Source organism: Roseateles sp. (assembly GCF_019237615.1).
Classification (GTDB): domain Bacteria; phylum Pseudomonadota; class Gammaproteobacteria; order Burkholderiales; family Burkholderiaceae_C; genus Pelomonas.
The window spans coordinates 52690-74984 of record NZ_JAFAGT010000057.1 but is presented as its reverse complement, the minus strand read 5'-3'; the positions used below and the strand labels follow the sequence as shown (position 1 = coordinate 74984).

At 70.9% G+C, this 22295-nt stretch carries 14 protein-coding genes; 6 read left to right on the top strand and 8 right to left on the bottom strand.

Annotation, left to right across the window (positions count from 1 at the left end; genetic code table 11):
* From JOY88_RS10635 to JOY88_RS10625, 3 genes are all read right to left on the bottom strand, one after another.
* Window positions 1-1239 carry an ABC transporter substrate-binding protein gene (locus tag JOY88_RS10635; protein ID WP_293502261.1) on the bottom strand — a complete coding sequence of 413 codons (1239 nt, stop codon included), beginning with the start codon at window positions 1237-1239 and terminating at the stop codon, window positions 1-3.
* Between the two features lie 132 nt (window positions 1240-1371).
* On the bottom strand, window positions 1372-2727 hold the full coding sequence (locus tag JOY88_RS10630; RefSeq protein ID WP_293502260.1) for a GH1 family beta-glucosidase: 1356 nt from the start codon (window positions 2725-2727) through the stop codon (window positions 1372-1374).
* Window positions 2728-2865: 138 nt separating this feature from the next.
* Entirely contained in the window at window positions 2866-5601 is a 2736-nt protein-coding gene (locus tag JOY88_RS10625; RefSeq protein WP_293502259.1) for a TonB-dependent receptor, read from the bottom strand.
* Between the two features lie 224 nt (window positions 5602-5825).
* Between JOY88_RS10625 and JOY88_RS10620 the strand changes: the two genes are divergently transcribed.
* The 4 genes from JOY88_RS10620 to JOY88_RS10605 all read left to right on the top strand — a co-directional run bounded on the left by JOY88_RS10620 (window position 5826) and on the right by JOY88_RS10605 (window position 11933).
* The gene (locus JOY88_RS10620; protein WP_293502258.1) at window positions 5826-7757 is read left to right on the top strand and encodes a glycoside hydrolase family 3 protein; all 1932 of its coding nucleotides are present in this window, start codon (window positions 5826-5828) and stop codon (window positions 7755-7757) included.
* 30 nt (window positions 7758-7787) lie between these two features.
* Window positions 7788-8807, top strand: a complete 1020-nt coding sequence (locus tag JOY88_RS10615) for a LacI family DNA-binding transcriptional regulator (RefSeq protein ID WP_293502257.1) — start codon at window positions 7788-7790, stop codon at window positions 8805-8807.
* A 32-nt stretch (window positions 8808-8839) separates the two neighbouring features.
* Window positions 8840-10123 (top strand): tryptophan--tRNA ligase, encoded by a 1284-nt coding sequence (locus JOY88_RS10610; RefSeq protein WP_293502256.1) that lies wholly within the window; start codon window positions 8840-8842, stop codon window positions 10121-10123.
* Window positions 10124-10238: 115 nt separating this feature from the next.
* Window positions 10239-11933 carry an AMP-binding protein gene (locus JOY88_RS10605; protein WP_293502255.1) on the top strand — a complete coding sequence of 565 codons (1695 nt, stop codon included), beginning with the start codon at window positions 10239-10241 and terminating at the stop codon, window positions 11931-11933.
* A gap of 2 nt (window positions 11934-11935) precedes the next feature.
* Here the strand turns inward: JOY88_RS10605 and JOY88_RS10600 are convergent, their stop codons facing one another.
* Window positions 11936-12841: a LysR family transcriptional regulator gene (locus JOY88_RS10600; protein ID WP_293502254.1), complete on the bottom strand. Its 906-nt coding sequence runs from the start codon at window positions 12839-12841 to the stop codon at window positions 11936-11938.
* Between the two features lie 157 nt (window positions 12842-12998).
* Between JOY88_RS10600 and JOY88_RS10595 the strand changes: the two genes are divergently transcribed.
* Together JOY88_RS10595 and JOY88_RS10590 are read left to right on the top strand one after the other, a co-directional pair.
* Window positions 12999-15179, top strand: coding sequence for a malate synthase G (locus JOY88_RS10595; protein ID WP_293502253.1), 2181 nt, complete (start codon window positions 12999-13001; stop codon window positions 15177-15179).
* A 48-nt stretch (window positions 15180-15227) separates the two neighbouring features.
* Window positions 15228-15713, top strand: a complete 486-nt coding sequence (locus JOY88_RS10590) for a hypothetical protein (protein WP_293502252.1) — start codon at window positions 15228-15230, stop codon at window positions 15711-15713.
* A gap of 6 nt (window positions 15714-15719) precedes the next feature.
* On the opposite strand, the gene JOY88_RS10585 is transcribed toward JOY88_RS10590, so the two are convergent.
* The 4 genes from JOY88_RS10585 to JOY88_RS10570 all read right to left on the bottom strand — a co-directional run bounded on the left by JOY88_RS10585 (window position 15720) and on the right by JOY88_RS10570 (window position 22291).
* Complete coding sequence (locus JOY88_RS10585) at window positions 15720-17546, bottom strand: tetratricopeptide repeat protein (protein ID WP_293502251.1); 1827 nt, start codon at window positions 17544-17546, stop codon at window positions 15720-15722.
* Between the two features lie 44 nt (window positions 17547-17590).
* Window positions 17591-20575: an adenylate/guanylate cyclase domain-containing protein gene (locus tag JOY88_RS10580; RefSeq protein WP_293502250.1), complete on the bottom strand. Its 2985-nt coding sequence runs from the start codon at window positions 20573-20575 to the stop codon at window positions 17591-17593.
* 88 nt (window positions 20576-20663) lie between these two features.
* Window positions 20664-21914 carry a hypothetical protein gene (locus tag JOY88_RS10575; RefSeq protein WP_293502249.1) on the bottom strand — a complete coding sequence of 417 codons (1251 nt, stop codon included), beginning with the start codon at window positions 21912-21914 and terminating at the stop codon, window positions 20664-20666.
* A 152-nt stretch (window positions 21915-22066) separates the two neighbouring features.
* Window positions 22067-22291 (bottom strand): hypothetical protein, encoded by a 225-nt coding sequence (locus JOY88_RS10570; RefSeq protein ID WP_293502248.1) that lies wholly within the window; start codon window positions 22289-22291, stop codon window positions 22067-22069.
* Window positions 22292-22295: the final 4 nt, after the last annotated feature.

Sequence of the window (22295 nt, the reverse complement as noted above, 5' to 3'; positions counted from 1 at the left end):
TCAGTTCCTGAGTGCGGAGACGATGTCCTTCTGGACCTTCTCGACCGGGATGTTGCGGTTCCAGTAGGCCGTCAGCACGTCCTGCAGGGCGCCGTTCTGGTCGGGCGTGATGTAGATCTCGCCGTTGGCCAGGTGGCGCGACTTGTCCTTCATCGCCGCCACGCCCATCTGCGCGCACAGGTCCATCTTGCCGACGTCCACGTCGGTGCGGATGGGGATGCTGCCCTTCTTCATGCTGAAGGCGACCTGCGTGGCCGGCTGCGTGATGACGCTGGCCAGCAGCTGCTGGGCCTTGACCTGGTCGGGTTTGCTGGTCTTGGGGAAGACCATCACGTCGCCCTGGATGATGTAGGGCGCGTGCGGGCCGAAGCCGGGCGCACAGCCGTAGTCCTTGCCGGCCTCCTGCCGGGCCTGGGCGAACTCGCCCTTGGCCCAGTCGCCCATGATCTGCACCCCGGCGCGGCCGCTGATCAGCATGGCGGTGGCGTCGTTCCAGTTGCGGCCCGGCGAGCCCTTGTCGGTGTAGCTCTGCAGCTTCTTGAAGGCCAGCAGCACCTTCCTGAACTCCTCGCCCTGGATGGCCCTGGGGTCGCGGTCGCGGAAGATCTTCAGGTACAGGTCGCGGCCGCCGTAATGGGCCAGCGTGGCGGTGAAGACGATGCCGTCCTGCCAGGGTTGGCCGCCATGGGCCAGCGGCACGAGGCCGGCGGCCTTGAGCTTGTCCAGCGCGGCGAACAGTTCGTCGAAGCTCCGGGGCTCCTCCGCGATGCCGGCTTTCTTGAAGGCGGCCTTGGAGAACCAGAACCACGTCATGTTGTGGATGTTGACCGGCGCCGCGTAGTAGTGGCCGTTGACGCGTATGGCCTGCAGCACGGTGTCGGGCAGGAACTTGTCCCAGCCGTCGCGCCTGGCGACCTCGTCGACGTTGTTCAGCAGCCCCTGGTCGACGATGTCGCGGAACTGCTGCGTGGTGTTGAACTGCGCGGCCGTCGGCGGGTTGCCGCCGGCGATGCGGTTGATGGCCACCGAGCGCGCCTGCTCGCCGAGCGCCACCGCGGTGTCGACCCAGACGCCGCCCTGGGCGCGGTAGGCATCGGCCAGCGTCTTGGCGGCAGCGGATTCGCCACCCGAGGTCCACCAGTGGATGACTTCGGCCTTCAGCTGCGCCGAGGCGGTGGACGGGACGCAAGCCGCGGCGGCGAGCGCGATGGCGGCCAGGGCGTGGCGGGGGAACTTCATCTTGTCTCCGGTTCTCGTGGGGTGGCGGGCGCAGTGTCACCCGGCAGGGCGTGGTGCGCCTGAGGGACGACTCTGTAATATTTCATTTAGAAACTGGCCGTTCCCCATCAAAAAATCAACCCATCGCGTTAATCATTCGTTCAGGAATCGGCCATACCAGAGGCCGCTGTCCTTGAGCGTGCGCTGCTGGGTGGCGTAGTCCACATAGGCCAGGCCGAAGCGGCGCATATAGCCCTCGGCCCATTCGAAGTTGTCCAGCAGGCTCCAGGCGAAGTAGCCCTTGACGGGCACGCCGGCATCCATCGCCTGCTTCAGCGCGGCGAGGTGGCGCTGCAGATAGGACAGGCGCTGGGCATCGTGCACGCGGCCGTCGGGTGTCAGCCGGTCCTCGAAGGTGGAGCCGTTCTCGGTCAGCTGGATGGCGGGCGGGTTGTAGTCGCGCTGGATGCGGGTCAGCAGGTCCACGAGGCCTTGCGGCGACACCTCCCAGCCGAAGCCGGTGCGCTCCACGCCCTCGCGCTCGACGAGCCGGGTGCGCATCGGGCCGTCATGGCCGGCATCGGGAGCGTCGGCCACCATCTCGGGGAAGTAGTAGTTCACGCCGAGGAAGTCGGTCGGCGCGGCAATGGCCTCCAGGTCGCCGGGCAGCACGTGGGGCGCGGCGTCGCCCAGCAGCGCCAGCGTGTCCTCGGGGTAGCCGCGGCCGAACAGCGGGTCCAGGAACCAGCGGTTGCGCAGGCCATCGTGGCGCTGCAGCGCGGCGCGGTCCTCGGCGCTGCCGGACGCCGCGCTGACGGGGTGCAGGCTCAGCGTGATGCCGACCCGGGCCTCGGCCACGTTACGGCGTATCAGCGCCACGGCCTGGCCGTGGGACAGGAGCACATGGTGGCTGGCCTGCATCGCATCGGCCAGGCGAGTGCCGCCGGGGGCGTGCACGCCCTCCCAGTAACCCATGATGCAGGAGCACCAGGGCTCGTTGTGCGTGATCCAGTGCTTCACGCGGTCGCCCAGGCGACGGGTCACGAGGTCGGTGTACTCGAGGAAGGCCGCGACCGTGTCGCGCGTGGTCCAGCCACCCTGCTCCTGCAGCGTCTGCGGCAGGTCCCAGTGATAGAGCGTGGCCCAGGGGTCCAGGCCGCGCTCCAGCATGCCGTCCACCAGCCGGTCGTAGAAGGCAAGGCCGGCCTCGTTGGGGGCACCGCGGCCTTGCGGCAGGATGCGCGGCCAGGCGATGGAGAAGCGATAGGCGTTGACGCCCAGCGACTTGGCCAGGTCGAGATCCTCCGGCCAGCGGTGGTAGTGGTCGCAGGCGACCAGGCCGTTGGAGCCGTCGCGGATGCGGCCGGGCTCGCTGCAGAAGCGATCCCAGATGGACTCGCCCTTGCCGTCCTCCTGGCCGGCGCCTTCGATCTGGAAGGAGGAGGTGGACACGCCCCATCGGAAGTCGGCGGGGAACTGCTTGCGGGTCGGGGCGGGGGTAGCGCTCATGCTTGGGGTGCGGGGCGCCGGCCGGGACGCATCCAGGCCGGTGCAGGTTCAGGAACGGTGCTCATGCCTGCCGGCTTGCAGGCTGGCAGTCCTGCGACGGGCGTCGAACAAGCCGCGAGACTTGTCCGCGGTCCCATCTCAGAACTTGTAGCTGCCGCCCAGCAGGAACTGGCGGCCATAGGTGGTGTAGCGCTCGGGCAGCGTCGCGTTCGGGTCCTTGGAGCCGGTCGAGATGCCCACCCGTGTGCGGTAGGGACGGTCGCGCAGGTTGTTGACCTGCAGCGTCAGCGACAGGCCCTTGAGCGACCCGGTCTCGAAGGCATAGCCGACCTGCGCGTCGATGATGGTCTCGCTGGAGATCATGCTGGGCACGTTCTCGCCGAAGGTGCCGCGCACCATGGTCACGAAGGGCGAGCGGTGGCGGCTGCCGAGGCGGGCCGAGACGCCGTTGCGTTCGTAGTAGACGGTGAAGTTCGTCGCCTTGCCGGAGAGTCCGTCCAGCGGCTTGCTGACGTCGTTGTCCTCGTGCAGCGAGCTGCGCGTGTCGGAGTAGCTCAGCGTGACGCCGATGCCGTCCAGCGCCGGGCTGATCAGCGACCCGTCCAGCGAGCCGCTGAGCTCGGTGCCGGCGATCATGCCGCCCTTGCCATTGGCCTGGGTCGTCAGCGTGCCGATGTTGCTGATGGGCGTGTAGGCCGTCGGGTTGGGGAAGCCCGTGAAGTCGAAGTCGATGGACTGCGAGTAGACGAAGTTCTTGATCTTCTTGTAGAACGCCGCCGCCGCGACATAGCTGCGCTTGCTGAAGTAGTGCTCGACGGACAGGTCGGCCGCGTCGGCACGCCAGGGCTCCAGCTTGGGGTTGCCGCCGCTGGCCGACCACTTGCGGTCCATCTGGCCCACGCTGATGTCCCTGAAGCCGGCGCGCATGTCCTCCATGTTGGGCCGCGCCATCACCTTGGCCAGGCCGAAGCGCACGATGGTGTTGGCGGTGACGTCCGCCGCGAGGTTGAAGCTGGGCAGCGTGTCGGTGTAGCTGGTGCCGCCGTTCTCGGGCACGGTGCTGCTCGTCGCCGGGTTCCACAGCAGGCCGTTGCTCCACTGCTTGGCATGCACGACGCGCAGGCCCAGGTTGCCGTGTACCGGCACGCCCCAGTCGAACTCGAAGCCGAGCTTGGCATGCGCCGCCGTGACCTTCTCGTGCACGGACCAGATGCGGCCCGGCGCCTGGTCGAGGGCGGTGGGCGTCACGTCGTACAGGCTCAGCGCGCTGGGCAGATCGAAGTTGACCATGCGGATGTTGCTGCCGGCGAAGCTCAGGTCCGTCGGCCCGCGCAGCAGGTTGGACGGGATCAGCATGGGCGCGCGGCCGTTCTTGAGGTTGTAGTTCACCTCGGTGCGGTTCATGCTCTTGTCGCGCTCGGAGTAGTCCAGTCCGGCCTCGAAGCTGCTGAGCCAGCTCTCGAAGGAGCGAGCGGCCGTGAGCTTGAACGCCTTGATCTGGTCGCGCACCTTGGGGAACTGGCTGCGGCCGTCGCGGCCCCAGCCCGAGGGGTCGCTGAGGTAGACGTTCTTGGCGTCGCCGAAGTCGAAGCTGGGCGCGAAGGTGGAGAGGCCGTCGCCGGTGGCGATGGTGGTCTGGCCCAGGCTCACGCGGCCCAGCGAGCCGGCCTGCAGCTCGGCGTTCTGCTCGTCGCGCTTGGCCTTGGACCAGCTCAGGTCGCCCACCAGCTTCCAGTCGGCCAGCTTGAGCTCGTTGTTCCAGCCTATGGCGCGGATGTCGTCCCGGCGCTTGTTGAAGGTCGTCAGCGCCACGGGCGTCGTGTTGTTGACGATGCCGCTGGTGACGATCTTGTCGCCGTTGACCACCGTCGTCTGCGCGTTGCTCCAGCTCACGCCGGCCCAGGTGGACATGTCCGCCATCACGGTGCGGCGCGCCTCGGTCTGGTCGAACTTGGAGTAATAGAGGTCCAGCGTGCTGTGGAAGTCGGCGTTGGGTTTGTACTCCAGCACGCCCATCAGGCCGTCGCGCTTCTGGCGCGACGATGCCGCGCCCAGCTCGAAGCCCTGCAGCGCGACGGCATCCGTTGGCGCCCCGGGCAGCGGCGAGCCCCAGTCGTTGGTGTTGGCCCACCACCAGCTCTTGTAATGCTTCTCCTGGTTGGGCGAGTCCAGGTGGGCGAAGCCCACGGCCGCCCCCCAGGTGCGGTCGGCCGACTGCGTCACGTAGGAGGCGCTGAGGCGGTTGCCGGTGCCCGAGATCTCGGGGTTCAGCGAGCCGTTGGAATTGCGCTCCAGGCGTGCGCCGACGACGGCCTGGGTCTTGCTGAAGTCCAGCGGGCGCAGCGTCTTCATGTTGACCGTGCCCGACAGGCCCTGCGCCGACAGGCTGGCATCGGGCGTCTTGTAGACGGTGGCCGCGTTGATCAGCTCCGACGGGAACTGGTCGTACTCCACCGAGCGGTTGTCGCCCGTGGAGACGATCTCGCGGCCGTTCAGCAGCGTCACGCCGTAGCGCGGCGCCATGCCGCGGATGCTGATGACCGAAGAGCGGCCGGCGATGCGCTGGGTCGTCAGGCCCGGCAGGCGCGAGATGGCGTCGGCAATGGACACGTCGGGCAGCTTGCCGATGTCCTCGGCCGACACGGACTCGACGATGGCATCGGCGTTGCGCTTGGTGCTGATGGACGTCTCCAGGCTGGCGCGGAAGCCCGTGACCGTCACGGTGTCGAGTTTCTTCCCGGGCGCCGGCTCGGCCTGGGCCAGCGCCAGCAACGGCGCGCTCAGCAGGCCGACGCAGACGGCGGCGACGGGGGTGAGGCGGGGCCGGATGGAGAGGGGGGCGCGCCGTGGATGGGGCTGTCGAGCGCGCGACATGGGGCTGGGCATTTTCGTCTCCTGGTTCGATCTTGTTCGCTGCCTGGACAGGACCCGGGAATGCGCCCTCTTGCCAGGCAGGAGGATCGCGCTTCAAAATGGAACCGGTTCCAAACGCGGCGCAAATCTAAGGCGGCGAAGTCGACGCTGTCAATCTCGTCGGCCCGGGGGTTGACGTTTTTTCGCTTCACCCCCTACCGTCGCGCCCCAACCCCAAGACGACGATGACGCGCAAACCCTCACTCCTCCTGCTCGCCGGCGCGCTGCTGGCCACAGCCGCGGGCGCGGCCGACACCGATGCCGTCGTGCAGGCATGGCCGGCGCGCAGGCCGCTGCGCGATGCCGCGCTGGAGGCGCGCGTCGAGGCGGCGCTGAAGACGCTGTCGCTGCGCCAGAAGATAGGCCAGATGACCCAGCCCGAGATCGGCGCCATCACGCCGGACGAGGTGCGCGAGTACGCCATAGGCACGGTGCTGAACGGCGGCGGCGGCTGGCCGGGCCAGGACCGCGCGGCCACGCCGGCGCAGTGGCGCGCACTGTCCGAGCAGTTCCAGGCCGCGGCGCTGCAGGCCACGCCGGGCATCCCGCTGCTCTGGGGCACGGACGCCGTCCACGGCCACAACAACGTGCGCGGCGCCACGCTGTTCCCGCACAACATCGCGCTGGGCGCGACGCGCGACGCCGACCTCGTGCGCGACATCGGCCGCGCCACCGCCCGCGCCGTGCGCGCCTCGGGCCTGCACTGGGCCTTCGCGCCGACGCTGGCCGTCGTGCAGGACATCCGCTGGGGCCGCACCTACGAGAGCTTCGGCGCCGACCCGGCGCTGGTGAAGCGCCTGGGCCAGGCCTCGGTCGAGGGGCTGCAGGAGGGCATGAAGGACGGCCGCGGCGTCCTCGCGACGGCCAAGCACTACATCGCCGACGGCGGAACGCGCCGCGGCATCGACCAGGGCGTCAGCCCCGCCACGCCGGCCGAACTGGCACAGGTCCATGGCGCCGGCTATCTCGGCGCGCTTGATGCGGGCGTGCTGACCGTCATGGCCTCGTTCAGCAGCTGGACCGACAGCGCCGGCCATGTGGAGCACGGCAAGATGCATGGCAACCGGCTCCTGATGACCGGCGTGCTGAAAGACCGGCTGGCCTTCGACGGCCTCATCGTCAGCGACTGGGACGGCATAGGCCAGGTGCCGGGCTGCACGGTTGACGACTGTCCGGCCGCCATCAACGCCGGCATCGACGTCGTCATGGTGCCCCTGCACTGGAAGCCCTTCATCGCCAACACGGTGAAGGCCGTCGAGCAGGGGCGCATCCCCATCGCCCGCGTCGACGATGCGGTGCGCCGCATCCTGCGCGTGAAGCTCAGCCTCGCGGCGACCACGCCGGTGCCCGCCACCGTCGAGGCGCTGCAGGCGCCGGAGCTGGCCCGTCGCGCGGTGCGCGAGTCGCTGGTGCTGCTCAAGCACAGTCCCGGGCTGCTGCCGCTGAAGCCGACCGCGCGCGTGCTGGTCGTCGGCCCGGCGGCCGACAGCCTGGCCCACCAGAGCGGCGGCTGGAGCGTGACCTGGCAGGGCCGCGACACCAGCAACGTCGACTACCCGCAGGGCACGACGCTGCTGGCCGCGCTGCGCCAGCGCCTGGGCGCGACCCGGGTCAGCTACGACGCCGACGGCAGCCAGAGCGACCCGAAGGACTTCGATGCCGTCATCGCGGTGCTGGCTGAGACGCCCTATGCCGAGGGCGAGGGCGACGTGCGCATCACCGAGAACCTGCGCCACAGCCGCCGCCATCCGCAGGACGAGGCCGTGCTGCAGCGCGTGTCGGGCCGCGGCGCGCCGGTGGTCACGCTGCTGTACTCCGGCCGGCCGCTGTACGTGAACGATCTGGCCAACCGGAGCGACGCCTTCATCGCCGCCTGGCAGCCGGGCACCGAGGGCGCGGGCCTCGCGGACCTGTTGGTCGCGCCGGCCGATGGCAAGCCCTGGCCCGGCTTCACCGGCCGACTGTCCTTCCCCTGGCCCGCCGGCCCCTGCCAGTTCAGCGCCCGTGAGGCCAGGCCCTGGTGGCCGGTCGGCGGCGGCCTGAGCGGCAGGGAGACGCGGGCCGACGCCAGGCCCCTGCCCGAGCCGGCGGACCCCGCGCCGATCTGCCCGCTGTGATTCAATCCGCCCTGCTAACCTAGAGGGCGAATGGCAACGATCAAGGACGTGGCGCGGCTGGCCGGCGTGGGCGTGGGCACCGCCTCTCGCGTCATCAGTGGAAACGGTTCCGTGGCGCCCGCCACGGCCGAGCGGGTGCGCAAGGTCATCGCGCAGCTGAAGTTCCGGCCCTCGCACACGGCACGGGCGCTGGGCGCCGGCACGTCCAAGCTGATCGGTGTCTACATCCCCTTCCTGCGCGGCACCTACTACACGCCCATCCTGCGCGTCATAGACACGGTGCTGCGTACCCAGGGCCTGCACATGGTGGTGGCTTTCGGCGAGGGCATAGAGGACGAGCGCGTCGAGACCAACGACGGCATGCGCTTCCTGCTGGACCGCGACTGCGACGGCCTCATCGTGCTGTCCAACGCCATGCAGTACGAGGACCTCAAGGCCCTCGGGCCGGCGGCGCGCCAGGTGGTCGTGCTGAACCGCCACTTCGACCGCATCAAGGACCAGTGCTTCACTGCCGACCATGTGCAGGGCGGCGTGCAGGCCGCACGCGCGCTGCTGCAGCACAAGCACAAGGACATCGCCGTCGTCTCCGGTCCCACCACCTCGCCCGACAACGTCGCCCGCCTGGCAGGCTTCATGGGCGAGCTGGCGCTGCGCGGGCTGGACGTGTCCAAGATCCTGAACGTGCCCGGCGACTTCTCCAACCAGGCCGGCTGGGACGCAGCCGGCACGCTGCTCGCGCGCAAGCGCCTGCCCACCGCGGTGTTCTGCGCCAACGACGAGATGGCCATCGGCCTGCTGGCGCATTTCCAGGAGCGCGGCGTGTCGGTGCCGCACCAGGTGTCGGTGCTGGGCTATGACGACTCGCCCAGCGCCGAGTTCGCCGCGCCGCGACTGACCTCGGTGCGCATCCCCAGCCACGAGGTCACGCTGGCCGGCCTGCACTGGCTGCTGAACCGCTGCTACGGCCTGGCGCTGCCTGCCGCGCGACAGTTCGACATCTCCGTCACCTGGCGCGCCTCCGTGGCCGCACCTGCGGCGCGCAAACGGTGACAATCCGGGCCGAACTTGGCTTCGGCTTGAACATGTCTCATCGCGTCCTGACCGGCATCACCACCACCGGCACCCTGCACCTCGGCAACTACGTCGGCGCCATCCGCCCGGCCATTGCCGCCAGCCGCGCGCCCGGCGTGGAGAGCTTCTTCTTCATGGCCGACTTCCATGCGCTGATCAAGTGCGACGACCCCGATCGCCTGGCTCGTTCCAGCCGCGCCATCGCCGCCACCTGGCTCGCTGCCGGCCTGGACCCCGAGCGCGTCACCTTCTATCGCCAGAGCGACATCCCCGAGATCCCGGAGCTGACCTGGCTGCTGGACTGCGTCACCGCCAAGGGCCAGATGAACCGGGCCCATGCCTACAAGGCCGCGGTGGACGCCGCCGTCGCTGCCGGCGAGGAGCCGGACGCCAACGTTTCCATGGGCCTGTTCAGCTATCCGGTGCTGATGGCGGCCGACATCCTGATGTTCAACGCCCACCACGTGCCGGTCGGCAAGGACCAGATCCAGCACATCGAGATGGCGCGCGACGTCGGCCAGCGCTTCAACCACCTGTTCGGCCAGGGCCAGGCCCTGTTCACGCTGCCCGAAGCGCAGGTGGACGCCGAGATGGAGCTGCTGCCTGGCCTGGACGGCCGCAAGATGAGCAAGAGCTATGACAACGTCATTCCGCTCTTCGAGGGCGGCAGCGCGGCGCTGAGGGACGCGGTCGCGCGCATCGTCACCGACAGCAAGCTGCCCGGCGAGCCCAAGGATCCCGAAGGCCAGGCGCTGGTCGCCCTCTACGACGCCTTCTCGACGCCCGAGCAGCGCGCGGCCTTCCGCGCGGCGCTGCGCGGCGGCCTGGGCTGGGGCGAGGCCAAGCAGCAGCTGGTCGCGCAGATCGAGGCGCAGATCGGCCCCATGCGCGAGCGCTATGCCGAGCTGATGGCCAATCCCGAGCAGCTCGAGGCCACGCTGCAGGCCGGCGCGGCCAAGGCGCGCGCGATCGCCCGGCCATTCCTGAAGCAACTGCGCGCCGCTGTCGGCCTGCGCCCCTACACGGACACGGCGACGACCGCGGCTGCCAAGGCCGAGAAGTCCGCGCTGCCGGTTTTCAAGCAGTACCGCGAGGCGGACGGCAAGTTCTACTTCAAGCTGCTGTCCGCGGGCGGCGAGCTGCTGCTGCAGAGCAGTGGCTTCGAGCAGGGCCGCGAGGCCGGCCAGTGGGTGGCGCGACTGAAGCGCGAGGGCCTGACGGCCGACGCGCCCGTGCAGCGCGAGGCGCGCGACGCCGACATCGCGGCCGCGCTGGCGGCCTTCCAGGAGTCCTGAGGAGGCACCGGCGGCGCGGCGATGGCGCGCCGCCGCAAGGTGTTTTCCCGTAGCGGCGGGCCGTTTGCGCGCGGTTAACTTTGCGTCTCCGAAAAGAATCCCTAGGAGACGCGCCATGGCAACCATCGCCACCGATCAGCTCGCCCTGCAACGCCTCTATCACTGGGAGCGCGTGGCCGGCGCCAGCGTGACGCTGACGCAACCCATGGGCGCGGGCGAGCTCCGTGACTTCAGCTGGGCCCAGGTCGGCGACCAGGTGCGCCGCATGGCGGCCTTCCTCAAGGCCAGGGGCCAGGCCGAGGGCTGGCCGGCCGATGCCAAGGTGGCCATCCTGTCCAAGAACTGCGCCTGGTGGCTGATGAGCGACCTCGCCATCTGGATGGCCGGCTATGTCAGCGTGCCGCTGTACCCGACGCTGGCGGCCGAGACCATCGCGCAGATCCTCACCCACAGCGAGGCGCGTTTCATCTTCGTCGGCAAGCTCGACGGCTGGGAGGGCATGAAGCCCGGCGTGCCGGCCGGCCTGGCCGGCGCCAGCTACACGCTGTCGCCCGACGACGCCCGGCAGGCCTGGGAGGACTGGGACGCCATCTGCGCCCGCACCGAGCCGCTGCAGGGCGAGCCCACGCGCGGCGCCGACGAGCTCTGCACGCTGATCTACACCTCGGGCACGACCGGCCTGCCCAAAGGCGTCATGCACAGCTTCGGCGCCTTCGCCTGGGCGGTGGGCGCCGGCCTCCAGCGCATCCCGCTGACGGGCCGCGACCGCATGCTGTCCTATCTGCCGCTGGCCCATGTGGTGGAGCGCACGCTGGTCGAGCATGGCTGGCTGGCCACCGGCATGCGGGTCTACTTCGCCGAGTCGCTGGACACCTTCGCTGCCGACCTGCAGCGCGCGCTGCCGACGGTGTTCTTCAGCGTGCCGCGGCTGTGGGTCAAGTTCCAGCAGGGCGTGCAGGCCAAGATGCCGCAGCAGAAGCTGGACAGGCTGCTGCGCCTGCCCCTCATCGGCGGCCTGGTGCGCAAGAAAGTGCTCAAGGCCCTGGGCCTGAACCATTGCCAGTTCGCGGCCGGCGGCGCCGCACCCATGCCGGTGGCCCTGCTGGAGTGGTATGCGGGGCTGGGCCTGCACATCAACGAGGGCTATGGCATGACCGAGAACCTGGCCCTGTCCCACCTGACCGTGCCGGGCAGGAACCAGCGCGGCACGGTGGGGCCGGCCTATGACGGCGTGGAGGTGCGCATCGACGCCGTCAGCGGCGAGCTGCAGATGCGCAGCCCGGCCGTGATGCTGGGCTATTACAAGGCGCCCGAGCTGACGCGCGACACCTTCACCGCCGACGGCTGGCTGCGCACCGGCGACAAGGCCAGCCAGGACCCCGACGGCTGCGTGCGCATCACCGGCCGCGTGAAGGATCTGTTCAAGACCAGCAAGGGCAAGTACGTGGCCCCCGCGCCCATCGAGGACCGGCTGGGCATGAACCCCAACGTGGAGGCCTGCTGCGTGGCCGGCGCCAACATGGGGCAGCCGCTGGGCATCGCGATGCTGTCGCCGCAGGGCCTGCAGCGCGCCGCCAGCGATGCGGCAGGTTTGCAGGTCGAGCTGGCCAGGCACCTGGACGACGTCAACGCGCGCCTGGACCCGCATGAGCAGCTGGACGCGCTGGTGCTGATCAAGACGCCCTGGACCGTGGACAACGGTTTCATCACGCCCACCTTCAAGGTCAAGCGCAACCGCATCGAGGAGGCCTACGCGGGCCGGTTCGACGCGTGGGCCGGCGCGCGCGCCAAGGTGGTCTTTGGCGACTGACGTCAGCCGCGCCAGTAGTCGGCGCGCCCGTAGTGCGCGCGCAGGTGCTCGACCCACAGCCGCGTGCGCAGCGGCAGGTGGCGGGCCTGCGGAAAGACCGCGTAGATGCCGTTGGGCGGCGCGGCGAACTCGTCCAGCAAGCTGACCAGGCGGCCCGCCGCCAGGTCGGCCTCGACCTCCCAGGTGCTGCGCCAGGCGATGCCCAGTCCCGCCACGCACCAGTCGTGCAGCACCTGGCCGTCGCTGCAGTCCAGCCGCCCGACGGGCCGCAGGTGCTGGACGGCGTCGTCCATGCGGAAGGCCCAGCCGCGCGTCTGGCTGGCCTCGGAGCTGAGCGTCAGGCAGGCATGCCGCGCGAGTTCGTCGGGATGCTTGGGCGTGCCGGCTCGCTTCAGATAGCTGGGCGCCGCCACGCACAGCCGCCGGTTGTCGGCCAGCCGCGTGCTGACGAGGCTGGAGTCCGGCAGGTCGCCCACGCGCACCGCGCAGTCGAAGCCCTCGTGGACGATGTCGACGACGCGGTCGCTGAGGTTGAGGGACAGGTTGAGGTCGGCATGCTCGGCCAGGAAGCCCGGCACCAGTGGCGCGACGTGGCGGCGGCCGAAGCCGGCCGGCGCGGTGACGCGCAGATGGCCGCTGGCCTTGAGCCCGCCGGCGCTGACGGCGGCCTCGGCGTCGGCCAGCGCCGCGACGAGGCGCTGGCAGTCCTCCAGGAAGGCCTGGCCCTCGGGCGTCAGCGTCAGCCGCCGCGTCGTGCGCAGCATCAGCTTGACGCCCAGGCGGGCCTCCAGCGCATCCAGTCGCCGGCCCATGACGGCGGGCGCCAACCCTTCCGCCTGCGCCGCCGCCGTCAGGCTGCCCTTGGCGGCGACGAGGACGAAGGACTCCATCTGCTTGAGCTTGTCCATGCCGGGATTGTGCTGTCGCACCCATGCAAAGATAGCGGTTTCATCGCGTATCTTTGCGTTTTAGTCACAGATTCCATGCGCCGGCCGTTGCGAATCGGACCTCGCGCAACGGCAAGATGTGCGCCAATCTTTCATCCTTCTCCCTGGAGGCCGCCCCATGTCCAGCACCAGCCGCACCCCCCTCCACCGCCTGCAGGTCGATGCCGACCTGGCCCGCTTCATCGCCACTGAGGTGCTGCCCGGCACCGGCATCGAGGTGGACGCCTTCTGGGCCGGCTTCAGCCAGATCGCTCACGACCTGGCGCCGAAGAACCGCGCGCTGCTGGCCGAGCGTGACCGCCTGCAGGGCGAGATCGACGCCTGGCACCAGGCCCATCCCGGTCCCATCGCCGACATGCCGGCCTACCGCGCCTTCCTGGCGCGCATCGGCTACCTCGTCGAACCGCCGGCCCAGGTGCAGGCGACGACCGCCAACGTCGACGCCGAGCTGGCCCTGCAGGCCGGCCCGCAGCTGGTCGTGCCCATCCTGAACGCGCGCTACGCGCTGAACGCCGCGAATGCGCGCTGGGGTTCGCTGTACGACGCGCTCTACGGCACCGACGCGATCCCCGAGACCGATGGCGCGACGCGGGACGGCGCCTACAACCCGGTGCGCGGCGCCAAGGTCATCGCCTTCGCCCGCCGGGTGCTGGACCTGGCCGCGCCGCTGGCCGCGGGCTCGCATGCCGACGCGACCGGCTACCGCGTCGAGGGCGGCCGGCTGGTCGTCGCGCTCGCCTCGGGCGCCACGACCGGGCTGAAGGATGCGGCCGCCTTCGCCGGCTACCAGGGCGACGCCGCCGCACCCGGCAGCGTGCTGCTGGTCCACCACGGCCTTCACCTGGACATCCGCATCGACCGCGCGACGCCCATTGGCAGCCGCGATGCAGCCGGCATTGCCGACGTGGTGCTGGAAGCGGCGCTGTCCACCATCCTCGACCTGGAGGACTCCATCGCCGCTGTCGACGCCGAGGACAAGCTGCTGGCCTATCGCAACTGGCTGGGCATCCAGCAGGGCACGCTGACCGAGGAGGTCGCCAAGGGGGGCAAGACCTTCACGCGCCGCCTGAACGCTGACCGCGTCTATACGGCGCCCGACGGTGGTGCCGTGACGCTGCACGGCCGCTCGCTCATGTTCGTGCGCAACGTGGGCCACCTGATGACCAACCCGGCCATGCTGCTGGACGATGGCAGCGAGATCCCCGAGGGCATCATGGACGCGGTCGTGACGACCACCATCGCGATGCACGACCTCAAGAGGCGCGGCAACAGCCGCGCCGGCTCGGTCTACATCGTCAAGCCCAAGATGCACGGCCCGGCCGAGGTGGCCTTCGCCGCCGAGCTGTTCACCCGTGTCGAGCAACTGCTGGGCCTGCCGGACAGCACGGTCAAGCTGGGCATCATGGACGAGGAGCGCCGCACCTCGGTCAACCTGAAGGCATGCATCGCCGCCGCCGCCAGCCGCGTGGCCTTCATCAACACCGGTTTCCTGGACCGTACCGGTGACGAGATGCACACCGCCATGCGCGCCGGCCCCATGCTGCGCAAGGGCGACATGAAGACCACGCCCTGGATCCAGGCCTACGAGCGCAGCAACGTGCTGACCGGCCTGGCCTGCGGCCTGCGCGGCCGGGCCCAGATCGGCAAGGGCATGTGGGCCATGCCCGACCTGATGGCGGCCATGCTGGAGCAGAAGGTCGCCCACCCCAAGGCCGGTGCCAACACCGCATGGGTGCCCTCGCCCACGGCCGCGACGCTGCACGCGCTGCACTACCACCAGGTCAGCGTCGCCGCCGTGCAGCAGGAGCTGGAGCAGGTCGACCTGGCTGCCGAGAGCGAGGGCCTGCTGAACGCGCTGCTGACCATCCCCGTCGCACCGCGGTCCGACTGGACGGCCGAGCAGCGCCAGCAGGAACTGGACAATAACGTGCAGGGCATCCTGGGTTATGTGGTGCGCTGGATCGACCAGGGCGTGGGCTGCTCAAAGGTGCCCGACATCAACGGCATCGGCCTGATGGAGGACCGCGCGACGCTGCGCATCTCCAGCCAGCACATCGCCAACTGGCTGCGCCACGGCGTTGTGTCGGCCGAGCAGGTGCGCGAGAGCTTCACACGCATGGCCCGGATCGTCGACGGCCAGAACGCCGGCGATCCGGCCTACCGGCCCCTTGCGGCCCACCCGCAGGGCGCGGCCATGCAGGCGGCGCTGGACCTGGTGTTCAAGGGCGAGGCCCAGCCCAGCGGCTACACGGAGCCGTTGCTGCATGCCTGGCGCCTGAGGGTGAAACAGGCGCGTTGAGCCGGGTCGAGGTGGCCAGTTGTGCGTGACAGCTGCTAGGCTTGCCGCATGCGCATCCTCCTCATGACCACCCTTTCGATCGCCACCCTGCCGGCGCTGGCCCAGGACGGCCTGCAGCGCTGCCGCGGGCTGGCGGATGCCACGGCCCGGCTGGCCTGCTATGACGCGCTGGCCGATGTGGCCCGCGTGCCGGCAGCGCCGGTACGGCCTGCGGCACCCGTTGCAGCGGCGCCGGTGGCCGCTCCGGCCGCCGTGCCGGCGCGCAACGGCGAGGCCGTCTTCGGCCTGCCGGAGTCGCGGCGGCCCGGCGCGGTGGAGTCGGTCGAGAGTTCGGTGGGTCCGAGCTTCGGTGGCTGGGGGCCCAACTCCCGCATCCGGCTTGCCAACGGCCAGGTCTGGCAGGTCATCGACGGCACCTCCGTCGCGCTGCCGGAAGGACCGCGCAAGGTCAGCGTGAAGCGCGGTGCCCTGAGTTCCTTCTACCTGGACTTCGAAGGCCTGAAGAGCTCGCCGCGGGTGCGCCGCGTCGAGTGACTGGAGTCAGTCCGGCAGCACGTCGAAGGCCACCGTCAGCCGGTGGGCCGCATCCTGGAAGGGCGTCGTGCCGTGCCATAGATAGGACGGGAACAGCGCGAGGCGGCCCGGCTTGGGCGCCTCCATGCGCCCCGCGGGCAGGCTGGAGCGCAGCGGCTCGGGCAGGTCGGGCTCGCCGAACTTGATCCAGCCGTCGCGGCTTCCTTGTCCCAGCGCGCTGGGCGGCGTCGCCACGTAGTAGCAACTGCTCAGCCAGCCATGCGTGTGCACATGGTTGGTGTGGAAGCCGCTGCTGCGCAGCCGCGAGCTCCAGCTGTCGGTGAAATGCCAGTCCCCGGGGCGCGAGGGCAGCCGACCCAGGAAGGGGTGCTCGGCCTCGGCCGGCCGCGTGGCCAGCCAGGCCGTGATCGCCGCGGTGATCTGGACCTTGAGCGCCTGCACCAGCGGCAGGTCGAGGTCGAAGATGTTGCCGCGCGTCTGCGTGCCGTGGCGCAGCGTCTGGTCTATGGGCGCCTCGGCGTCGGTGTGCAGCCGCGTGAGCTCCTCGGCCAGCGCCGCATTGAAGCTGGCGATATCGGGCCAGCCGGGTGGAGCCTCAATATCGATGACGGCCACGCAGCGGTCCAGGTCGTTCAGCCAGCCGGCGCGCGCATCGCCCGTCAGCCGCCAGCCCAGGCCGGCGAGAGCCAGGGCATGCTGGTCCCGGGGCGCCAGCGCCAGCGCGCGCTCGGCCAGCGCCAGGCCCTCGGTCGACAGGCCGCCCGCATACAGGCTGCGCGCCGCGTTGCCGAGCACGACCACGTCCGCCGGGGCCAGGGACACGGCGCGACGGTGGGCGGCGCAGGCCTCCTCGTGGCGGCAGAGCAGGCTCAGGGCCTGTCCCAGGCCGTCGGCATAGGCGGCGTTGGTGGGCGCCAGCGCGGCGGCGCGGCGGTAGGCGGCCGCTGCGGCTTCGCCCCGCTCGGCACGCAGCAGCAGCAGGCCCAGCAGGCTGGGCGGCACGTCGGACTGCGGCACCGCGCGCTCGGCGGCGTCGAGCTCCGCCGTGAAGTCGGCATGCCCCAGCGCCCATCGCAGCTTGGCAAGGTCGTAGAGACTCAAGGCATGCAGGGGGGCCAGGGTAAGCGCGCGGCGGTAGGCCGCAAGCGCCGCCTCGGCGCGACCCAGAGCCTGCAGCGTGTTGCCGAGGTTGTAGTGCGCGTCGGCGACATCCAGGCCGAGGCCCAGCGCGCGTTCGTGCGCCGCCAGCGCTTGGGCATGGTGACCGAGGCGATGCAGCACGACGCCGCGGTTGTGGTGCAGCGCGGCGCGGTCCGGCGCCTGCCGCAGCGCGGCGTCCAGCGTCGGCAACGCGGCGGCCAGATCACCGCTCTCCTCCTGCAGCATGGCCAGCAGTTGCAGCGCGTTGGTGTCCTGCGGCGCCAGCTGCGCGGCCCGCTGGGCCGCCTGCAGGGCGCGCGGTCGCTCGCCCAGCTCACGGCGCAGGCGGGCATGCTGGTAATGCGCGGCCGCAAGATCGGGCTGGTACTCGGCGGCCTGGCCGAAGGCCTCGGCTGCTGCTGCGGGGCGCTGCAGCATCTCCAGGATCTGGCCCCGCGCCAGCCAGACGCGTGGCTGGCGGGCCTGCAGCTGCAACGATTGCTGGAACCAGGTCTCGGCTTCGGCCCATTGCCGGCGCTGCGCGGCCAGTTGGCCCAGGGCAGCGGGAACTTCCGGGGCGGTGGGCATCTCGCGCAGCGCGCGCTGCAGCAGGGGCTGGGCCGCGTCGAACTGGCCGGCGACCAATGCACGCAGGCCCTGACCCAGGGAGGAGGCCGGATGTATGGATGCCATGAGACGGTGAGTAGGGCCTGTCGTTGTTGGTGCCAATGAAGGGGCTAGGGCCGCAGCGCACGCTCCAGGAAGCCCGTCATGCCCAGGCGCTCGAACTCGCGTCGGGCCTGGTCGAGGGCGGCCTGCCAGCCGTCGTCCAGGCGCAGCTCGGCTTCCAGCAGCGCCGTGACGGCGGCCTCGTGGGCGGAGTTGCGCTGCTCGCCGGCGCCTCGCGCCAGGCCCAGATAGCGCCGGGCGCGGTCGGTGTCGCCGACGCCGGCCGCCAGGCGGGCCGCGGCGCGGTAGGCCATGGCGCCCCCTATCCAGTCGTGCCGGCGGCCGCGCCTGAGCGCCAGCGCGACATGGTGACGGGCCGCGCCGGCGTCGCCCTGGGTGGCCAGGATGTCGGCCAGCCAGCCATGCTGGAAGCTGCTGTACAGGCCACCGCCGCGCGGCGCGAGCCAGGCGGTGGCGTCAAGGATGTGCTGGCGCGCGGCTGGGTCGGCGTCCTGCATCCAGGCGCCGTAGGCGCCGGCCGCGTGGCCCATGGCGCAGGTGAACATGCTGCGCACCTGGGCGCCGACGCGGTTCGCCACGGCCGCGGCCTCGCGGGCCTCGGCCCAGCGACCCTGCCACAGCAGCACGGCGGCGCGCCAGCCCTGGATGCTGGCCTCCACCGCATGGCCGCTGCCGTCGAAGGGCGCCAGGGCCTCGGCGAAGACCTCGTGGGCCTGCTCGAACCGGCCCTGGTCGCCCAGCACATAGGCGCGGCAGCACAGCGAGAAGGACAGGCCGATCTGGTTGACGGCACTCTTGCTTGCGCGGATGCGCTGGCGCTCTATGGCCAGGTCCAGCATGGGCAGGGCGCTGGCGTAGTCGGCCGCGGCGGCCCGCAGCTGGCCGACCGTGCCGGGCAACTGGGCCAGCAGTGCATGGTCGCCGCAGCGCTGGGCGGTCTCGACGGCGGCCTGGGCGTGGTGCAGGCTGTCGCGCGTCTCGCCGAGGGCGTAGCCGACATAGGCCAGCCAGTACTCCGTGCGGGCGATGAGGCCGGGATCGCCTATGGCATGGGCCAGCGCGGCGGCATGCTTGAGCACGCGCAGGTCGTCCTGCGAGGCGTCGAAGACGCAGGCCATGCCCAGGCGCTGTGCGATGGCGATCCAGCGGCGCTGGTGGTCCGCGGCGTCCGGCAGGAACTCGAGGGCCGCCAGCGCGGCGCGGAACTGCTTCTTCGCGCGATCCAGTGCCGACACGGCCAGGGCCTGGTCGCCGGCGGCCTCGGCGTGGCGGGCGGCGGCGGGCCAGTCGTTTGCGGCGGCGTCGTGGTAGGCGAGCTGCTCGTGCAGCTGGTCCTCGGCACCACCATGCGCGCTCAGCGCGGCGCTGATGTGGCGGTGCAAGGCCTGGCGCGCGTGCAGTCCCGTGGCCTCGTAGACGACGTCGCGCGTGATGCCATGCTTGAAGCGCAGGTGGCCGGGACGCTGGTCCGGGAAGATGAAGTCCTGCGCGGCCAGGGCCAGCACGTCGGGGTGGCGTTCGCCGCGGCCGGACAAGGCCTTCAGCAGCCAGACCGGGATGACGTTGCCGATGACGGCGGCCAGGCGCACGAGCTGGGCCTGCGCGGGCGGCAGGCGGCCGACGCGCGACTCGACGAGGGCGGCCAGCCAGGCCGAGCTGCTCTGGCCCTCGACGAGGCCGCTGCCGCTGTCGGCCGCGGCGTGGCAGAGCTCCTCGATGAAGAGCGGGTTGCCGCCGGCGTGGCGCTGCACCTCGGAGGCGATGAAGGGGTCGGTCTGCGGCAGCAGCTGCTGCACGGCGCGGGCGGCCTCGGCCTCGGTCAGCGGCGGCAGCTCGATGATGTCGGCGTCGCCATCGTTGGCGCCTGGCAGCGCGACGAGACCGGGCGCGGGCCGGCTGGCGCTCAGCAGCAGCAGCGGCAGGCCCTGGGCCGAGGCGGCGCTGCGCAGCCGGTGCAGCAGGCGCAACGAGGCGTCGTCGGCCCATTGCAGGTCGTCGATGCAGACGAGCTGCGGCGTGCGCCGCGCCAGCGCCAGCAGCAGGGCCAGCAGGGCGTCGGCGCGCTGGGCCGGGGCGCTCTGCCGGGCGGCGAAGAGCTCGGGTGGCGCGTCGGTCAAGCCGCCGTCATAGGCGTCCATGGCGCGCAGCATCTGCAGGAAGGGCTGCAGCGGCTCGGCGCTGAGGTAGCTTTCGCAGTAGCCGCGGTGGATCTGGATGGCCTGGTCGGCCTGGTCCGCCGCCAGGCGCAGGAATTCCTCGGTGAGCCGGGTCTTGCCGACGCCGGCGCCGGCGCGTATGCCCAGCCATTGCGACTGGCCGGCCAGCGTGCGGGCCAGGGCCGCATCCAGCGCCGCGAGCTCGCCCCGGCGGCCGACGAAGGGCGCCAGGCCGCGGCGCACGCTGGCCTCGAAGCGCCGCCCGACCGGCGCGCGGCCGTGGACGCGGTAGGCCGCCAGCGGCGTCGCGCGGCCGCGCAGCTGCAGCGAGAAGCGCGGGCCGGTCTCGAAGAACTGGCTCTGCAGGCCCAGGCTCTCCTCGCTGGCGATGATCTCGTCGCGCCGCGCGGCCTCGGACAGGCGGGCGGCGATGTTGGGCGCATTGCCCAGCAGCTCGAAGCGGCCGCGCATCTGGTCGCCCTCGTTGACGAGGACGATGCCGGCATGGATGCCGCTGTGCAGGGCCAGGCCCGCGAAGTCGGCGGGCTTGGGGCCGGGCGGCACGATGTCGCGCACGGCGGCGTGCAGCTCCAGCGCGGCTTCGGTGGCTCGGCGGCCGTCGTCCTCGCGCACCTCGGGATGGCCGAAGACGGCCAGCATGCCGTCGCCCTGGATGCGTGCGATGACGCCGCCATGGTGGGGCACGATGCGCTCGTACAGCGTGCGCAGGCCGGCCAGCATGGCCGCGTAGTGCTCGGCCTCCATCCATTCGGCCATGGCCGTGGAGCCGCTCAGGTCGACGAACAGCAGGGTTAGCAGCCGGCGCTGGCCGACGGCGTTGGAGCTGACGACGGTAGAGGCGGGGGACTCGGTCACAACGCCCGGAATGCTAGCTGTTGCGGCCCCCTCGCGGCGGCAAAAACGGGCGTTTTGGAGACGTAACTCCAGACTGCCGCGCAGTCGCCTACTCCTGCAGTGGCGTGTAGTCCGTGTCCGCCGTCGTGCGTGGCGCGTCCTCCGGCAGGTCTTCCTCGCGCAAGCCCAGGTAGATGGGCTCGCCGTTGCGGCGGTGGATGTTGATCTTGGCGTTGTAGACGCGGTGGATGAGCCCGTGCTTGTCGGCCATCTGGTATTCGCTGATGCCCCACAGGCCGGCGGCGTCGCGGCGGCCGGTCAGGTAGCAGGCGATCTCGTCGACCTCGGAGCCGGCGAGCTTGAGGCCGTTGAGGCTGCGCAGCGGCGCGCGCGTGCGCTCGACGAAGTCCAGGCTGTCGATGCGCACGTCGCCGCCGCTGGCCTCGTCGTGCATCAGCGTGTTGAACTTGCCGACCAGGATCTGCCCCGGCTCGGCGCGCTCGATCATGCGCGCGAGCTCGATGGTCACCTGGCCGACCAGGTAGCTGAAGGAGGTCGGGTTCAGGCCCTCGGACTGGTAGAACTCGTAGTGCGAGCCGACGTGGAAGCAGGCGCGCAGCCGGGGCACCGACTCCGGCCGCGTCGCGCGTTCCTGGGCCAGCGCGTTGTCGGCCAGGATGAACTGCATCAGCTGGTACAGCTCGACGTTGGCCTCGACGCCTCGCATGCGGTTCCAGATGTAGAAGCCGTCGCCCGTCGTCGTGCGGGCGAAATTGATGTTGATCTCGCGGTCCAGCAGCTTGGCGTAGGCCGCATTGACGGAGCAGGACAGGCTGTTGAGCTGCACGACCTGCTGCAGCGGCGTCAGCAGCGAGAAGCCGACGGCGTCGAACAGGATGACGGCGCGGTCCTCCACCAGGCGGATGCCGTAGCGCGCCGCGATGGCCGCGATCAGCGGCAGGCCCAGGCCGCGCTCGGGTGCGAACGGCAGCTCGATGAACGTGGGCGCGACGCCGAGCGCGTTGCAGACGGCGTCGAAGGCCTGGGCGTCGAGCTGCTCCTGGTTGGACAGCAGCTTGTCCAGCAGCCGGGTGCGGCGCTTGACCTCGGGCTGCTCCAGCGTGCCGTCGCCGAGGGCGTACTCCGTCAGCATCTGGTGCGGCGCGACCAGCACGCGCAGGCCGCGCCCCTCGGGCATCCAGGCGTAGACGAGGTTGTCCCCCAGGCTCCACAGCGCATAGAGCGCCTGGTCCAGCAGGATGATGTTGTCGCGCAGCGTGGTTTCGCTGAGACCGGCCGGGGCCGGGTAGGCCATGAAGCCGTCCAGCCAGGATCGGCGTTTGCGCAGCTCTTCTTTCACTCGCGGGCTCCGTTCAAGAAGCCCGGATTGTCTTTCAGAGACGGCGGTTTGGCTGAGGGCAAGCCGACTCGGCGGCGCAGCCCCGGCCGCCGGCCTGCTGCGCCGGCGACTCGGCTCGGTGGTTCAGCGTCGAAGACGTCGTCATGCGAGGCTCAGGCGCGGCGCGCGATGATGGTCACGCGGGGCAGCTGGGCGAGCTCGCGGGTGGCGTAGCCGGTCACGACGACGCGCGGCAGCTGGGCGATTTCCGGTGTGGCCTTGCCCGTGATGACGACGCGGGGCAGTTGCTGGACTTCCCGGGGGGCGGCGCTGGCGGCGAGGGCGGTGAACGCGAAGGCGGCGACGGCGGCGGCTTGGATCAGGACGGTGGCTTGCATGAGG

Coding starts and splice junctions, on each gene's coding strand:
- JOY88_RS10635 (WP_293502261.1), bottom strand. CDS start 1,239: ATGAAGTTCCCCCGCCACGCCCTGGCCGCCATCGCGCTCGCCGCCGCG.
- JOY88_RS10630 (WP_293502260.1), bottom strand. CDS start 2,727: ATGAGCGCTACCCCCGCCCCGACCCGCAAGCAGTTCCCCGCCGACTTC.
- JOY88_RS10625 (WP_293502259.1), bottom strand. CDS start 5,601: ATGTCGCGCGCTCGACAGCCCCATCCACGGCGCGCCCCCCTCTCCATC.
- JOY88_RS10620 (WP_293502258.1), top strand. CDS start 5,826: ATGACGCGCAAACCCTCACTCCTCCTGCTCGCCGGCGCGCTGCTGGCC.
- JOY88_RS10615 (WP_293502257.1), top strand. CDS start 7,788: ATGGCAACGATCAAGGACGTGGCGCGGCTGGCCGGCGTGGGCGTGGGC.
- JOY88_RS10610 (WP_293502256.1), top strand. CDS start 8,840: ATGTCTCATCGCGTCCTGACCGGCATCACCACCACCGGCACCCTGCAC.
- JOY88_RS10605 (WP_293502255.1), top strand. CDS start 10,239: ATGGCAACCATCGCCACCGATCAGCTCGCCCTGCAACGCCTCTATCAC.
- JOY88_RS10600 (WP_293502254.1), bottom strand. CDS start 12,841: ATGGACAAGCTCAAGCAGATGGAGTCCTTCGTCCTCGTCGCCGCCAAG.
- JOY88_RS10595 (WP_293502253.1), top strand. CDS start 12,999: ATGTCCAGCACCAGCCGCACCCCCCTCCACCGCCTGCAGGTCGATGCC.
- JOY88_RS10590 (WP_293502252.1), top strand. CDS start 15,228: ATGCGCATCCTCCTCATGACCACCCTTTCGATCGCCACCCTGCCGGCG.
- JOY88_RS10585 (WP_293502251.1), bottom strand. CDS start 17,546: ATGGCATCCATACATCCGGCCTCCTCCCTGGGTCAGGGCCTGCGTGCA.
- JOY88_RS10570 (WP_293502248.1), bottom strand. CDS start 22,291: ATGCAAGCCACCGTCCTGATCCAAGCCGCCGCCGTCGCCGCCTTCGCG.